The sequence below is a fragment of the Ruegeria halocynthiae genome, from assembly GCF_900106805.1.
Classification (GTDB): Bacteria; Pseudomonadota; Alphaproteobacteria; order Rhodobacterales; family Rhodobacteraceae; genus Ruegeria; species Ruegeria halocynthiae.
In genome coordinates this window covers 73,110-86,925 of the sequence record NZ_FNNP01000001.1, presented here as the reverse complement: position 1 = coordinate 86,925, position 13,816 = coordinate 73,110, and the positions used below count along the sequence as shown (strand labels likewise).

Here is a 13,816-nt window from a genome sequence, read left to right as displayed (position 1 = left end):
AGAGGCGGGTATGGAAAAGATCGTCATTCTGACCGGGGCCGGGATTTCGGCCGAAAGCGGGCTGGGCACGTTTCGCGACGAAGGGGAACTTTGGGCGCAGCACCGGATCGAGGATGTGGCCACGCCCGAGGGCTTTGCCCGCAACCCGGCGCTGGTGCACAGGTTTTATAACGCGCGCCGGGTGCAAGCCGCCAAGGCGCAGCCCAACGCCGCCCATCAGGCGCTGGCCCGGTTGCAGAAGGACTGGCCCGGTGAGGTGATCATCGTCACTCAGAACGTCGATGGCCTGCACGAAGCCGGAGGTGCGAGGCATGTCATCCACATGCACGGGACGTTGGCAGGCGCCCTATGTGGCGCTTGCGAACACCGCTGGACCTCGCCGCCCGAGATGAAGGTGCGCGAGCCCTGCCCTGCCTGTCATCAACCTTCGGCCCGGCCTGATGTCGTCTGGTTTGGCGAGATGCCATACTTTATGGATGAGATTTTTGACCATTTGGCGGGCGCAGCGCTGTTTGCCTCAATCGGCACCTCGGGTCAGGTCTATCCGGCCGCGGGTTTTGTGCAGCAGGCGCAGGCCGTAGGCGCGCGGACGGTTGAGCTGAACCTGGAGCCATCCGCCGGGGCGTCGGAGTTTGACGAGACATACCTGGGTCCTGCGTCCGAAGCAGTGCCCCGCTGGGTAGACGCGGTGTTGGCCAAAGCCGGCAGCCGATAGGGGAAGACATCGGGTGGAAACCTCGTCTATGCTGTTGAAAACCCAACTACCCGCGAGAATCCGATGACCGATCAGCCCCCCCGACAAGGTGAAATCCTCGACGACGAGACCGTCAATGCCCGTGACACGCTGAGCACCAATCTAGCCAGCCTGTGGTGGACCTTTTTGCTGCGCGGGGTGCTGGCCGGGCTGGTCGGCATCGCGGCGCTGTTCTGGCCGACCGGCAGCATCTCACTCCTGCTGCGGCTGGTGGGTGTGCTGCTGATATTGGACGGGGCGCTGACATGGCTGGGCTTTGGGCGGCGCGGAGTGATGGGCGGCTTCGGGATCGGCGCTGCGATCATCGGGCTGGTGCTGCTGATCTGGCCGCAGGGCGTCGCCTGGCTGGCCTTTACGCTGATGGGGGCAATGGCGCTGTTTGTGGCCATCGGCTCATTCATGGCGCTGCCTCAGATGCACCCGCAAGACCCCGAGCGTGCGACAGTGCGCAACTCGGGCATCTTCGCCCTGATCATCGGCTTGATCCTGATCTTCTGGCCCGGCAGCGGAATGGTGGCGCTGGGCTGGGCAATCGCATTCTTCGCATTGACCTCGGCGGTCGCGATGTTCTTTCTGGCCGCCCGGTTCAAACGGGCGGGGGACCGGTTGGATATGCGGGTCATCAACCGCTGATGCAAAAGGCCGGGCATTGCCCGGCCTGATGCGTGATTGAAGGCTGCGCGACTAACTTGCGGTTTGCTCGCGGTTCTCCGATCGGGGCGCGTTGTGGGCGGCCCGAAAACTGGCCTTAGTTCGAATGCCCGCCCGCGTCCTTACGCTCAAGATCGACGGGGACTTCGATCTCGACCTCACCGGCCTGTTCGAAGATCAGCGTTACCGGAACCATTGCGCCCTGTTCGAACGGAGCTTTGAGGCCCATGAACATGACGTGATCGCCACCACGCTTGAGCATGCGGGTATCGCCTGCAGGGATGGCAAAGCCTTCCTCGACATGCACCATCTTTGCCACGCCGTTTTCATCAATCTTGTGGGTGTGCAACTCGACGCGGCCCGCCGCATCCGAGGTCACGCCAATCAGCCGGTCATCCGTGTCACTGTGGTTCTCGATCATCATAAAGGCTGCACCGGCCTTGGCAGATTTGCCAGAGGACCGCGCATATGCATCGTCAACAACGATGACATCGGCAGCCCAAGCGCCCGAAGCCAAAGAAAGCGTAGTCAAAGTTGCAAGCAGAGTGGATTTGAGGGTCATTGCGCCTCTCCTGTGAATTCTGTCGGATTGTATTAGGGGTTGGATCAGGTCAACGCAGGGGGCGCGCGCGCGGGTCTCTTCGGCAATGGGGCCGCTATCTGGTTGTCGACGCGGCGCGGCAGCTCGGGCAGCACCCGCGGCGGAGCCGGAGGCACATCAGTCTGTGCCTGATGAACCGCTCCCAGCAGATTCAGCGCATAATCAGGGCAATAGTGCGGTGCGCGCGTCGGCTGACCGTCCTCGTCCATATACACAACGACAGGGCCAGTGCCGGTACACAGCACCATTTGGCCGACCGCCTGATCAACCCCTCGCGATTCGGCCACACCCTGCCCGGTGAGAACCACCAGCAGAGAGAGCGCGAAAGGCAGAAGGTTGCGGAAAACACCTATCATAACAAGCCGGATATACGCCCGGCCTCCGGCCTGCTTCAAGCGGAAAGGCAGGCCTGAGACAGTATGCCCGCATCAGGATCTGGGCGACTTGACCGCCCCCGCATTCATTCCGGTATGTAAGCGATTCACCCGGCGCTGCATCCGGGTGCAACGTATCAGAACGGCTGCGATCGAAGCGGGCAACAGGAACAGAAAACTCTTTAATTTTAATGGCATGAGGTCCATCTCCTCAATGAAATAAGCACAAACATATGTGGAGTTTTTCAATCTGTATGTGAACAATGTCACGAAAAATACGAATTAATATTCGAACTGAAAACAATCTGGGGAAATGCCTGCGTATCAGGTACAAAAAAAGCCCTGCACCGCAAGGTACAGGGCCGGAATTTCGAGCGTAAGAAAGGATTAGGCCGAAGCTTGTGCCTTGGCGATTTCTTTCTTCACTTTCAGCGCGTTGTTGGACAGCTCATCGTCCTTGGCTTTCGCCAGGAACGCGTCCAGACCACCGCGGTGATCGACCGAGCGCAGGGCAGCCGCCGAGATGCGCAGCTTGACGCCACGACCCAGAGTTTCGGACTGCAGGGTAACGTCGTTCAGGTTGGGCAGAAAACGACGACGAGTTCTGTTTTTGGCGTGGCTGACATTGTTGCCAGTCATCGGGCCTTTTCCGGTCAGTTCGCAACGGCGCGACATGGTTTCTTCCTTTGTTTCTGGAGGCCAGGCATATCGCCCTCGGCCAAATCACAAGGGGCACAACCCGAAGTCGCGCCCGAAAACTGGTTGGATGCGTTTAGTGGGAATCACGCGAAGGGTCAAGATGGGTGCGGCGAAATCTTTGCACCCTTTCAGAATTCATTTGTCGCGCAGCTCGGGACCGACTGCAACAGGGGTTTGTTATTCTTTAAATGCCGGGTGATCAGCTGCGCCTGCAGTCGTCCGCGCGGGATCGGACGGGCCGGATCGACACAGTAGTCGAGATCGGTCAGTTCGGGAAAAATCTCGAATATTTCGCGGCGCGATGCGGCGCTGAGGGATTTCAGCGCTTCGGGACCGGTATAAAGGCTTTCGGTGGGGGCTTCCTCGGCAAAGATTACCTGATGTTGATCGAACAGGAGGTGAAAATACTCAACGCTCTCGACACTTTCATCAACATAGATGCCCGGCATTGCAGTGAGTTTGATGGCCGGGATCAGAACCTCGGTCGCGCCGAACATCCGCTGGGCGATTCTGGACTGCACCAGCATCCGGTGCTGGCGTGAGACCAGCAGATCACGTTCAGGCAACCCGCCCCCCAGCGCCCCGGCAGAGATGCGGACAGGCCAGAGCCGGGGATTGTCCACCAACGCCTTTCGATCAAATTCGCGTTTCCCAATCCAGCGTATTGGGTGCAAGCCATGTCCAAGTGTGGGGATCAGATCTCCGGTACGCAGCGACTGGATCGCAATCGGCCCTTGCTGCGCCAAGATCAACGTATCGCGCGTGAAACAGGGCATACCAGAGCCGTTCTCAAACGCCGAATACGTGACAGTCGTTCCGGACGGCAGAGTGAACGTGCCGCTTGAGATCGAATATCCGACCCCGTCTTCAACCGTGATCACCCCAAATGTATCGTCGGTGATCACAGTGCCAACGGGCAGGTTCAGAGTGTCGGTTCCGCTGCCACCGCGAATGTCACCTGATACCGAAGTGCTGATGAAGTTCAGTGTGTCATCACCACCACCAAGCCTGATATTGCCCACAGTTGAACCGCTGATATCGACCGTATCGGCATCGGACCCGCTGGCAAGGCGCCCGCCGATCGTGCTGTTGGTAACAGTGATCGTGTCCGTGCCTGCGTTACCCAGAACGTTGTTGGCAATCGTACTGTCTGTGATGGTGATATCGTCATCGCCACCGCGTCCCCGGACATTATTAATCGGAGTTCCCTGCGGCGTGCCATTCAACGTACCGTTGTCATTTGTGACATCGATATTGTCGTCGCCGTTGGTTCCGTTGATATTGGGCATTCTAGAAGCGTCCCATCATCAGGCCATTCGGTCAAAAATCAGAGTATATCGTACTCTGCACCACCCAACTTCAAACTCAGCAACTCACCACATAATCATAGCAATAGGTGCATATAATACACACCATCGGATATGCTGTCACCAGCCGCGCCCTGACCAACCGACCAGGTTGTTATTGGTCGGAAAGCCCGGAAAGCATCTGCTCGGCAGCTGCAGTGGGGCTGAGCTTCCCCGCGCTGACCTGTGCACCAAGCTCACCCATTCTGCCGCGCATCCGGGGCGTTGACAGACGGGCCAGCAAGGCGTGCCGGACCTCTTGTTCGAACCAGTATTGCGCCTGCGTGGCCCGGTTCGTCACCCAGTGCCCGGCCTCGCGCCGCCAGGCAGTGAGGGCCTGCATCTCGTCCCAGGCTTGTTCCAGCCCGTGCTCTTCAACAGCCGAGACGGTCATGGCTTTGGGAAAGCCCTCGGGGTCCTGCGGGCGTTTGCGCAGAAGGCGTAGTGCGCCCGCGTAATCGGCGCAGGTGCGCGTGGCGGTCGCCTTCAGATCACCATCCGCCTTGTTGATCAGGATCATGTCGGCCATTTCCATGATGCCGCGCTTGACGCCTTGCAATTCATCCCCGCCTGCCGGGGCCAGAAGCAACAGGAACAGGTCTGACATTTCGGCCACCACGGTTTCGGACTGGCCGACGCCGACGGTTTCGATCAGCACCACGTCAAACCCGGCAGCCTCGCACAAGGCAATCGCCTCGCGGGTGCGGCGGGCAACGCCGCCCAGATGGCTTTGGCTGGGAGAGGGGCGGATAAAGGCGTTCTTGTCGCGGCTGAGGCGTTCCATCCGGGTCTTGTCACCCAGAATCGACCCCCCCGAACGCGCCGAACTGGGATCGACCGCCAGAACCGCCACGCGCAGGCCCTGCCCCGTCAGCATCATGCCAAAGCTCTCGATGAATGTGGATTTGCCTACGCCAGGCGTGCCCGACAGACCAATCCGCAAGGCTTGACGTCCGGCACCTGCCAACTCGTCCAGCAAGGCCGTCGCCTGCACGCGGTGATCGGCGCGACCGCTTTCAACCAACGTGATGGCGCGGGCCAGTGCCCGGCGGTCTCCGTTCAATATCCTGTCAGCAAGGCTGTCTGTCTGCATTCCGAAACCAATCCTCTGCGGCACGACTACTTGCCGCCCTCATGGGGGTTTTGTCCAGAGCCAAGCTGCATCGGGGAACTGGACCTCAGCCTGCGCTTCGCGGATAAAGCTCTGATGACAATACGCCTGCCCATAGACGACGCCCTTCCTGAACTGCTGCAGGCCCTGAAAGCCCATGGCCGGGCGGTGCTGCAGGCGCCTCCGGGTGCGGGCAAGACGACTCGGGTGCCGCTGGCAATACTGCAGGCCGGGCTGTGCCAAGGCCGTATCGTGATGCTGGAGCCGCGCCGACTGGCGGCGCGGGCAGCCGCCGAACGCATGGCTGAAACGCTGGGCGAGGTGGTGGGCCAAACCATCGGCTACCGCGTACGCGGTGACGTGAAAGTGTCAAAGACCACGCGGATCGAGGTCGTGACCGAGGGGATCCTGACCCGAGTGCTGCAATCCGAGCCTGATCTCCCAGGCGTAGGCGGGGTAATTTTCGATGAATTCCATGAACGATCTCTGAACGCCGATCTGGGGCTAGCGCTGTGCCTTGAGGTAACCGGCGCACTGCGCGACGATCTGGTCCTGCTGGCAATGTCGGCGACGCTGGATGCCGATCCGGTGGGGCGACTGATGGGCGCGCCGGTGGTCACCTCGGAAGGGCGCAGCTATCCGGTTGAGACGCGCTGGCTGGACCGACCGCTGGGTGCTCAGACACGGCGGTTGGATGCGCTGATCGATCTGGTGGTTCAGGCCGAACGGGAGACAAAAGGCGGTATGTTGGTGTTTCTACCCGGCGAGGGGGAAATCAGACGCACCGAGACCGCGTTGGCCAAACGCCTGCCTGCCGATTGCACGGTGCGGCCCCTGTTTGGCGCCCTGCCCTTCGCCACCCAACGCGCAGCGATTGCGCCAGTCAAACAAGGGCGCAAGGTGGTTTTGGCGACCTCAATTGCCGAGACCTCGCTGACTATCCCCGACATTCGTGTGGTGGTGGACATGGGGCAAGCCCGGCGGGCGCGGTTCGATCCGGGGTCAGGCATGTCGCGGCTGGTGACCGATAGGGTGACGCGGGCCGAGGCCACGCAACGCGCGGGTCGTGCGGGTCGAGTAGCGGAAGGTGTCTGCTACCGGCTGTGGGCCAAGGGCGAAGAGGGTGCATTGGCCGCCTATCCACCTGCCGAGATCGAAGCCGCCGACCTGACCGGGATGGCGCTGGAGCTGGCGTTGTGGGGGGCCGAGCCGGGGGATCTGTCGTTCCTGACACCTCCGCCCGAGGGCGCATTGGCCGGTGCGCGCGCCCTGCTGACGATGCTGGGTGCGCTGGATGGCAAAGGGCGGATCACCAAACACGGGCGGGCTCTGGCGGCGCTGCCGTTGCATCCGCGTCTGGGGCATATGCTGGTGCAGGCCGGACCTGACGCTGCACCATTGGCGGCGCTGATGGCGGAACGGGACCCGCTGAAGGGGGCTCCGGTCGATCTGTCGCTGCGGCTTGAAGCGCTGCGGGATACGCGCGCGTTTCAGCGCAACCGGGTCTGGCCGGTAAACATAGCCACGTTGGATCGGATCAAGGTCGAGACCAAACGACTGCGCGCGCAGTCAAAGCATCATAACGAGCTGAGCCCGGCCGCGATGGCAGCACTGGCCTATCCCGACCGGATCGGGCAACGACGCAAGGGCGATGTACCGCGCTATGTGCTGTCGGGCGGAAAAGGTGTGGTGCTGGAAAACGCCGATACGCTGGCAGCGGCCCCCTATCTGGTGGTGACCGATACCGACGGAAACCCGCGCGAAGCTCGGGTGCGCATGGCGGCGGAAATCTCGGAACGCGATATTCGCGATCGGTTCGGTGATCAGATCGAATGGGTCAACAGCTGTGCCTGGTCGAAACGCGAGCGCCGGGTTGTGGCCCGGCAGCAAGAGCGGTTCGGCGCCATCACGCTGGATGACCGTATCTGGAAAGACGCGCCCGAGGACACTGTGGCACGGGCCATGCTGGATGGGGTGCGCGATCTGGGTCTGCGCCTGGACGGGGCAGCCGCGCGACTGGCCTCTCGGGTTGAACTGGTGCGGGCCGAAGGGGCTGATCTGCCGGACTTCTCGGAACCGGGGCTGATGCAAACGCTTGAGGACTGGCTGCTTCCGATGCTGACCAAAGTGCGCTCTGGCGAAGACTGGAAACGGTTCGATCTGCTGCCCGCCCTGCGTGCCCGGCTGGACTGGAGCGCAACACAGGAGCTGGACCGGCGCGCTCCGGGGGCGTTCGTAACGCCGTTGGGCCGCAAGGTACCGATTGAATATGGCGGGGCGGCGCCTGAAATCTCTGTCCGCCTGCAGGAGCTTTTTGGCGTGACGCGACATCCGGTCGTTGGCGGTGAGCCTTTGAAGATCACCCTGCTGTCACCCGCCCAGCGCCCGATCCAGATCACCCGCGATCTGCCGGGCTTCTGGGCCGGATCTTATGCCGATGTGCGCAAGGATATGCGCGCGCAATATCCCAAACATCCCTGGCCCGAGGACCCGACGCTGGCCGACCCAACCTTGCGCGCAAAACGCCGCAAAAGTTGAACCCGGCCCCCATTGGCCGGTTGTATTCTGACTGACGACCATGGCACAAAGCGCCCTGTTTGCCGCGAAAACCAACAATTTTCGATGAAATCCAGCCATTTTCGCCGGTTATTTGGCGGGTGTATTGTTAACTCTGTAATTCATGATTATGTAACATCTTCCAACTAAAAAAAGATTTTTCGAGCAGGTTGAACATGACAAAGTGGATACGCAACATTTGGGAAGAGGTCGCGCGACCGCTGTTCCAGCGCCCCAGACGGGTGCAGGTGGCGGCTCTGTGCACCCGTAAGACGGGCCCGGGCGACGATGTATTATTGATCACCAGTCGCGGGACCGGGCGCTGGATTATTCCCAAAGGCTGGCCCATCGATGGGCTCAACGGACCTGAAAGCGCGCTGCAGGAGGCCTGGGAAGAGGCCGGAGTGCGGGCCGCTGGTGTGCCGAAAGAACCGGTTGGCCACTACTCTTATGACAAGAAGCTGGACGACGGGTCTGCACAGCAGGTTGTAACCAGCGTATACCACATTGAGGTGAGCGATCTGGCCGACGAGTATCCCGAGGCTGATCAGCGCACGCGCTGCTGGGTGTCACCCAAAGTGGCCGCAGAACGGGTACAAGAGCCTGAATTGCGTGATCTGCTGCTGCAGATGTAACAATTATGTAAAATTCTTATGACAAAGGTTGCCGCTTCCTGTGGAAAAGGGTAGCGGCGGGCGTCAAACAATACGGCGCCTGAGAACTGATGTCAGATCTACCCCCCAAAGCCCGTTGGCACGCGCTGGACAGCGACCTTCATCGCATCTCGCGCGTTGAATATGCCAATGCCCATGTGACGCGCCCGTTGCTGGCGCCCGGAATTGCGTTTGCCTTTATCGCGCTGGCGGGACTGGCCGCGGCCATTCTGTTCGGACGGGCCGATGGCGGGTTGATCGTGGTCGCAGCGGCCGCATTCGGGGCCTATATGGCGATCAATATCGGCGCCAATGACGTGGCCAACAATATGGGTCCGGCGGTGGGTGCAAAAGCGCTGACCATGGGCGGCGCCATCCTGATCGCCGCCATCGCTGAAAGCGCGGGGGCTTTGCTGGCAGGGGGCGATGTGGTCTCGACGATTTCGAAAGGGATCATCGACCCGGCGTCGGTCCAGAACGGCAACGTGTTCATCTGGGCGATGATGGCGGCGCTGATCTCATCGGCGTTGTGGGTCAATCTGGCCACATGGGTCGGGGCTCCGGTATCGACCACACATTCGGTTGTGGGCGGTGTGATGGGCGCGGGCATCGCGGCGGCGGGCCTAGGCGCAGTGAACTGGGGCACGATGAGCGCGATTGCCGCCAGCTGGGTGATTTCGCCCGTGCTGGGTGGTGTGATCGCGGCAGGATTTCTGGCGCTGATCAAGCACAGAATCCAGTATCAGGACGACAAGATTGCAGCCGCGCGGCGTTGGGTGCCCATTCTGGTTGCGGTGATGGCCGGTGCATTTGCCACCTATCTGTCGGTCAAGGGCCTGAAGCGGATTGTGAAGATCGATTTGGAATTCGCGCTGTTGATCGGACTGACCTCGGGCGGTCTGGTTTGGGCGGCAACCGTGCCGTGGGTTCGGCGCAAGTCCGAAGGGTTGGAGAACCGCACGCGGTCGCTGAAAACGCTGTTCGGATTGCCGCTGGTGATCTCGGCAGCGTTCCTGAGCTTTGCACATGGGGCCAATGACGTGGCCAATGCGGTAGGTCCTTTGGCCGCGATCGTACATGCGGCGGAGTTCGGCGATGTTGCCTCGAAAGTATCGATCCCGACATGGGTCATGGTGATCGGGGCGTTTGGCATCTCGTTTGGCCTGTTCCTGTTCGGACCCAAACTGATCCGTATGGTGGGCAGCCAGATCACCAAGCTGAACCCGATGCGGGCGTTCTGCGTGGCGCTGTCGGCGGCCATCACGGTGATCGTAGCCAGCTGGTTGGGTTTGCCGGTGAGTTCAACCCACATCGCGGTGGGTGCCGTTTTTGGTGTCGGGTTCTACCGGGAATGGCACGCTGAGCGGCGGTGGAAATACTCGAACCGTCAACGCCCTGCCGATCTGCGGCTGGCGCGCGAGGAGCGCCGGCGGCGCAAGCTGGTACGGCGTTCGCATTTCATGACCATCGTCGCAGCCTGGGTGATCACGGTTCCGGCGGCAGCGGTGATGTCAGCGGCCATCTTCTGGGTTTTGAACGCGTTCGGCTGATTAGTTTTTGCGAGGCTCTGCCTAGCGCTCCGAGGTATTTTTAGCCAGATGAAGGGCGGATCAAGGAGTGATCTGGTCGACCGTGAGCGGTGTGCGCGGGACTTGTTGGATCAGCTGCGAAATGCGGCTGTTGATCGGCGTTTTGATTGCGTGTTCGTGGCCGAGTTTGATGATTTCACCTTGCAGGCTTTCTATCTCTGTCGGGCGGCCTGCCAGCAAATCGTAGGCCATCGAGGTGCGCGCGCTGGGATCGATGGTCAACATCCGCGCCGCGATCCGCGAGAAGAGCGGTGTTGGCAGACGCAGTATATGCGGCGTCATCCAGGCCGGCAGCGGCGTGGTCGAGGCGACCTCGATACCAGCGGCTTTCAGTACGCGCAGCGCTTCGGCCATTTGATCGGCCATTAGCCGACGCCAGTTTCGGTCCAGCAATTGATTTTGAAGGGTCAGGCCCGATAGTGCATTCAATGCGTTGTTGAGGTTGATCACCAGCTTGCCCCACTGCACCGCCTCGATCCGATCGCTTTCAGTGACGGGAAACTCAGGCGTGGTGAGGTGTCTGGCAAGTTCACCCGGCCCGTGTTCGATGACGATCTCACCCGAGGTGGCGCGGTGATAGGTGGCCACGTCGGTTGGTACCACGTTGAAAGGTACCATCCCCGCCCGCACATCTCGGTCTGGAAGCGCGGTGCGCAGGGTACGGGCGTTTTCCATACCGTTTTGCAATGACAGGACCGCAGTCCCCAAAGGGGCATGAATGGCAATCAGCGCGGCCATCTCGGCTGTGGCGACGGATTTGACCGTGACGATGATCAGGTCAGCACCGTCAAGACAGGCCGGATCCTCACTGAGGTTCAGAAGCCCGGCGCCCGCCCTGTGGTGCAGGCCCGAGAAATCCGTAACTGTCAGCCCCTGCGTCCGGATGGGTTCTAACACGCGGGCGCGACCCAGCAGCGTGACGCCGTGGCCCGCCGCAGCCAGCAATGAGCCGCAATAGCACCCTATGCTGCCTGCACCGGCGATGACGATTTTCATGGCAACCCTCCGCTGTGACACAAAGGATCACCGGGATTGGCAGGCGCGGCCAGTGTGACGTCAGGTCATACGCGGGCCAGACGTGGGCGGGTGCGTTCAAGCTCGTCCGGGATGGGTATGAACTCCTGATCGTCGCCGGGCGGCAGATGGAATGCTCCGTTCGTCCAGTCTGCGGTATTCCATTCACGGGTGGCGCTTTCGATCTTTTCCTTCGAAGAGGAAACGAAATTCCACCAAATATAGCGATCCTCGTTCATGGTCGCACCGCCCAGTAGCATCAGCCGCGCACCAAGAGGCCCTGCCCTGACCGAGAGCTGATCGCCGGGCCGAAACACCATCATGCGCCCCTGGTCGAACGTGTCTCCTGCCACATCGACCGAACCTTGGGTGATATAGACGCCGCGATCTTCGTGATCGTCGGGTAAGGGAAATGACGCGCCGGGGGCGAGCTGCAAATCAAGATAGAAGGTCTCGGACAGCATCGACACCGGGCTGGTTTCGCCATAGGCCGAGCCGAGGATCAACCGGGCGCTGACGCCTTCATCTTCGATATGAGGCAACGCACTCTGCTTGTGGTGTTCGAAATCAGGGGGCAAATCCTCGTGCGTTTCTGGTAGCGCGAGCCAGGTCTGGACGCCAAACAGCTTGCTCTGCCGCGCGCGTGTTTCTTTGCTTGTCCGCTCGGAATGGGTCACGCCACGGCCCGCAACCATCCAATTGACCTCACCGGGATAGATCATCTGATGGGTGCCGAGGCTGTCGCGATGCTCGAACTCTCCCTGATACAGGTAGGTCACGGTACCAAGGCCGATATGAGGATGCGGGCGGATATCGATGCCGCCTTCGGTGATGAACTCTGCCGGACCCACTTGATCAAAAAAGATGAACGGACCGACCAATTGCCGTTTGACCGATGGCAGTGCGCGGCGCACTTCGAACCCTCCCAGATCGCGGGCGCGCGGAATAATCAACGTCTCAAGGGCGGTATTCTCGGACCTGCAATCGGGGCCTTGGGTGGGGTTCCAGCTCATCGCGTTTCTCCGTAGATCATCAAACGGGATCTGTTCACGGAAACAAGTTAGAACAGTAACATCACAAGACAAAGTGCGCACACGCACAGATCAGGTGTGCCGACCCGAAGCGAGCGCCCGTCAACCCGAGAGGCGTTTGGCGTAAGAGGCACGGTTCATCTCGACCTCTTGCACCGTGATGCTGCCAACCTCGGGCATCGCTGCGCTCAGAACGTCCAGTATAATGGTGTTGAGCTGTGTGCGCGTGACCTCATCCCGGCCCTGCATCAACAACAGTGTGGCGTGCACAAACGTCTGAGGGTCAGTCCCGATACGATAATACTGGACCGGAGTGGCACGAATTTTCAACGCCGAGGCGTCGAACTCTTCATGCTTGGCCAGAACCGAGAAAAGCTGTTCGCAGATGGCCTGAAAATCATGAGCCTGATCCAGACCCTGAGAGAATTCGAGAGTGACGTGAGGCATTGTTCGCTCCGGTTTTTATGAGAGAGCCTGATGGCTCTCTCTAAACGCCTTTTGGTTCAAACGCCCAGACACCAGCGCATGACCGCCTTTTGCGCGTGCAGACGGTTTTCGGCCTCATCGAAGACGACCGAGTTGGGGCCATCCATCACCTCAGAGGTTGCTTCTTCCTCACGGTGAGCCGGCAGGCAATGCATGAACAGCGCATCGGGTTTGGCATGAGACATCAGATCGGTGTTGACCTGATAGGGCCGCAACAAGTTGTGCCGCCGTTCTTTGGCCGACTGAGAATCGTGCATCGAAACCCAGGTGTCCGCAACTACAAGATCTGCCCCTTCGACGGCCTTGTAAGCATCCCGCTCAACCACGATTTTTGAACCCTTCTGGCGGGCAAAGCCCATGAACTCTTCTTCCGGGTCGAACTGGGCCGGGCCGGTGAAAGTCATGTCGAACCCGAACTGACCGGCGGCGTGCAGGAACGAGGCACAGACATTATTGCCGTCGCCCGTCCAGACCACTTTTTTGCCTTTGATCGGGCCGCGGTGCTCTTCGAAAGTCAGCACGTCGGCCATGATCTGGCAGGGGTGCGTGCGATCGGTCAGGCCGTTGATCACCGGCACGTCCGAGTATTCGGCCATCTCGGTCAGGATGGTTTCATCAAAGGTGCGGATCATGATCATATCAACATAACGCGAGAGTACCCGGGCCGTATCGGCTATGGTTTCGCCGTGACCCAGTTGCATATCCTTGCCCGACAACACCATAGTCTGCCCGCCCATCTGGCGCACGCCCACATCAAATGACACACGTGTCCGGGTCGAGGGCTTTTCGAAGATCAGCGCAACCATGCGTCCCGCCAGCGGCTGGCCATCATCCGGCGCGGCCTTGGGGCGGCCATGGCGAGCCTGTTTCATGGCGCTGGCCTGATCGATCATGCCCCGCAGTTCAGTTGCGTCAGTTTTGTGGATATCTAGGAAGTGGTTCATATCGTGT

Annotated in this window: 14 protein-coding genes; 5 read left to right on the top strand and 9 right to left on the bottom strand. The window is 60.5% G+C overall.

Annotation, left to right across the window (positions count from 1 at the left end):
• Positions 1-10 precede the first annotated feature (10 nt).
• Positions 11-715 carry an NAD-dependent deacylase gene (locus BLU89_RS00430; protein ID WP_074736246.1) on the top strand — a complete coding sequence of 235 codons (705 nt, stop codon included), beginning with the start codon at positions 11-13 and terminating at the stop codon, positions 713-715.
• Positions 716-778: 63 nt separating this feature from the next.
• Positions 779-1,387, top strand: coding sequence for an HdeD family acid-resistance protein (locus BLU89_RS00425; RefSeq protein WP_074733563.1), 609 nt, complete (start codon positions 779-781; stop codon positions 1,385-1,387).
• A 115-nt stretch (positions 1,388-1,502) separates the two neighbouring features.
• Here BLU89_RS00425 and BLU89_RS00420 read toward each other — a convergent pair whose 3' ends face one another.
• From BLU89_RS00420 to meaB, 5 genes are all read right to left on the bottom strand, one after another.
• A complete protein-coding gene (locus tag BLU89_RS00420) occupies positions 1,503-1,967 on the bottom strand; it encodes a copper chaperone PCu(A)C (protein WP_074733561.1) in 465 nt (154 codons plus the stop codon).
• Positions 1,968-2,011: 44 nt separating this feature from the next.
• The gene (locus BLU89_RS00415; protein ID WP_245709629.1) at positions 2,012-2,401 is read right to left on the bottom strand and encodes a hypothetical protein; all 390 of its coding nucleotides are present in this window, start codon (positions 2,399-2,401) and stop codon (positions 2,012-2,014) included.
• A gap of 366 nt (positions 2,402-2,767) precedes the next feature.
• Entirely contained in the window at positions 2,768-3,055 is a 288-nt protein-coding gene (rpmB, locus tag BLU89_RS00410; RefSeq protein WP_058272217.1) for a 50S ribosomal protein L28, read from the bottom strand.
• Between the two features lie 152 nt (positions 3,056-3,207).
• Positions 3,208-4,368 (bottom strand): Hint domain-containing protein, encoded by a 1,161-nt coding sequence (locus BLU89_RS00405; protein ID WP_074733557.1) that lies wholly within the window; start codon positions 4,366-4,368, stop codon positions 3,208-3,210.
• A gap of 172 nt (positions 4,369-4,540) precedes the next feature.
• Positions 4,541-5,518 carry a methylmalonyl Co-A mutase-associated GTPase MeaB gene (gene meaB, locus BLU89_RS00400; RefSeq protein WP_074733555.1) on the bottom strand — a complete coding sequence of 326 codons (978 nt, stop codon included), beginning with the start codon at positions 5,516-5,518 and terminating at the stop codon, positions 4,541-4,543.
• A 114-nt stretch (positions 5,519-5,632) separates the two neighbouring features.
• Here meaB and hrpB point away from each other — a divergent pair, with 114 nt between their 5' ends.
• The 3 genes from hrpB to BLU89_RS00385 all read left to right on the top strand — a co-directional run bounded on the left by hrpB (position 5,633) and on the right by BLU89_RS00385 (position 10,295).
• Positions 5,633-8,074 carry an ATP-dependent helicase HrpB gene (gene hrpB / locus BLU89_RS00395; RefSeq protein ID WP_074733553.1) on the top strand — a complete coding sequence of 814 codons (2,442 nt, stop codon included), beginning with the start codon at positions 5,633-5,635 and terminating at the stop codon, positions 8,072-8,074.
• 194 nt (positions 8,075-8,268) lie between these two features.
• The gene (locus tag BLU89_RS00390) at positions 8,269-8,727 is read left to right on the top strand and encodes an NUDIX hydrolase (protein ID WP_074733551.1); all 459 of its coding nucleotides are present in this window, start codon (positions 8,269-8,271) and stop codon (positions 8,725-8,727) included.
• Positions 8,728-8,816: 89 nt separating this feature from the next.
• Positions 8,817-10,295, top strand: a complete 1,479-nt coding sequence (locus tag BLU89_RS00385; RefSeq protein ID WP_074733549.1) for an inorganic phosphate transporter — start codon at positions 8,817-8,819, stop codon at positions 10,293-10,295.
• Positions 10,296-10,355: 60 nt separating this feature from the next.
• On the opposite strand, the gene BLU89_RS00380 is transcribed toward BLU89_RS00385, so the two are convergent.
• The 4 genes from BLU89_RS00380 to argF all read right to left on the bottom strand — a co-directional run bounded on the left by BLU89_RS00380 (position 10,356) and on the right by argF (position 13,809).
• On the bottom strand, positions 10,356-11,330 hold the full coding sequence (locus tag BLU89_RS00380; RefSeq protein ID WP_143030497.1) for a 2-dehydropantoate 2-reductase: 975 nt from the start codon (positions 11,328-11,330) through the stop codon (positions 10,356-10,358).
• A gap of 65 nt (positions 11,331-11,395) precedes the next feature.
• Entirely contained in the window at positions 11,396-12,361 is a 966-nt protein-coding gene (locus BLU89_RS00375; protein ID WP_074733545.1) for a pirin family protein, read from the bottom strand.
• Between the two features lie 120 nt (positions 12,362-12,481).
• Positions 12,482-12,826: a 5-carboxymethyl-2-hydroxymuconate Delta-isomerase gene (locus tag BLU89_RS00370; protein ID WP_074733543.1), complete on the bottom strand. Its 345-nt coding sequence runs from the start codon at positions 12,824-12,826 to the stop codon at positions 12,482-12,484.
• A 56-nt stretch (positions 12,827-12,882) separates the two neighbouring features.
• Complete coding sequence (argF, locus tag BLU89_RS00365) at positions 12,883-13,809, bottom strand: ornithine carbamoyltransferase (protein WP_074733542.1); 927 nt, start codon at positions 13,807-13,809, stop codon at positions 12,883-12,885.
• Positions 13,810-13,816: the final 7 nt, after the last annotated feature.

Coding starts and splice junctions, on each gene's coding strand:
- BLU89_RS00375 (WP_074733545.1), bottom strand. CDS start 12,361: ATGAGCTGGAACCCCACCCAAGGCCCCGATTGCAGGTCCGAGAATACC.
- meaB (WP_074733555.1), bottom strand. CDS start 5,518: ATGCAGACAGACAGCCTTGCTGACAGGATATTGAACGGAGACCGCCGG.
- argF (WP_074733542.1), bottom strand. CDS start 13,809: ATGAACCACTTCCTAGATATCCACAAAACTGACGCAACTGAACTGCGG.
- BLU89_RS00370 (WP_074733543.1), bottom strand. CDS start 12,826: ATGCCTCACGTCACTCTCGAATTCTCTCAGGGTCTGGATCAGGCTCAT.
- BLU89_RS00420 (WP_074733561.1), bottom strand. CDS start 1,967: ATGACCCTCAAATCCACTCTGCTTGCAACTTTGACTACGCTTTCTTTG.
- BLU89_RS00425 (WP_074733563.1), top strand. CDS start 779: ATGACCGATCAGCCCCCCCGACAAGGTGAAATCCTCGACGACGAGACC.
- hrpB (WP_074733553.1), top strand. CDS start 5,633: ATGACAATACGCCTGCCCATAGACGACGCCCTTCCTGAACTGCTGCAG.
- BLU89_RS00385 (WP_074733549.1), top strand. CDS start 8,817: ATGTCAGATCTACCCCCCAAAGCCCGTTGGCACGCGCTGGACAGCGAC.
- rpmB (WP_058272217.1), bottom strand. CDS start 3,055: ATGTCGCGCCGTTGCGAACTGACCGGAAAAGGCCCGATGACTGGCAAC.
- BLU89_RS00405 (WP_074733557.1), bottom strand. CDS start 4,368: ATGCCCAATATCAACGGAACCAACGGCGACGACAATATCGATGTCACA.
- BLU89_RS00430 (WP_074736246.1), top strand. CDS start 11: ATGGAAAAGATCGTCATTCTGACCGGGGCCGGGATTTCGGCCGAAAGC.
- BLU89_RS00390 (WP_074733551.1), top strand. CDS start 8,269: ATGACAAAGTGGATACGCAACATTTGGGAAGAGGTCGCGCGACCGCTG.
- BLU89_RS00380 (WP_143030497.1), bottom strand. CDS start 11,330: ATGAAAATCGTCATCGCCGGTGCAGGCAGCATAGGGTGCTATTGCGGC.